At 43.1% G+C, this 489-nt stretch carries 1 protein-coding gene; it reads left to right on the top strand.

Features of this window, described 5'->3' with window-relative positions; genetic code table 11:
* Positions 1 to 489 (top strand): efflux RND transporter permease subunit (locus B4F08_RS14570; RefSeq protein WP_291375004.1); only part of this gene is annotated, 489 nt, incomplete at both ends.

The raw sequence follows: 489 nt of genomic DNA, 5'->3' as shown, positions 1-489 counted from the left end.
AATGGTCAGGCATCTATTAACTTGAACTTTGAGCAAGGCATTGATCCAGACATTGCACAAGTTCAAGTACAGAACAAGCTACAATCTGCAACTGCACTCTTACCTGAAGATGTGCAACGCCAAGGTGTCAAAGTCACCAAATCTGGCGCAAGCTTTATGCAAGTTGTGGCATTCTATTCTCCAGATGAAAGCCTTTCTGCATCTGACATTAAAGACTATGTAAACTCAAACATTTCCGAACCGCTCAGTCGTGTTGCTGGGGTGGGTGAAGTACAAGTTTTTGGTGGTTCATACGCGATGCGTATTTGGCTTGATCCTGCGAAAATGACCAGTCTGCAAGTTNNAATTTCTGCAACGTACCCAGGTGCTTCTGCACAAACGGTTGAAAATACCGTGACTCAGATCATTGAACAACAAATGAATGGTCTAGATGGCTTACGTTATATCTCTTCTAACAGTGCTGGCAATGGTCAGGCATCTATTAACTTG

The sequence above is a fragment of the Acinetobacter sp. UBA6720 genome, assembly GCF_002454215.1.
Classification (GTDB): Bacteria; Pseudomonadota; Gammaproteobacteria; order Pseudomonadales; family Moraxellaceae; genus Acinetobacter.
This window is presented reverse-complemented; position numbering and strand designations above follow the sequence as displayed.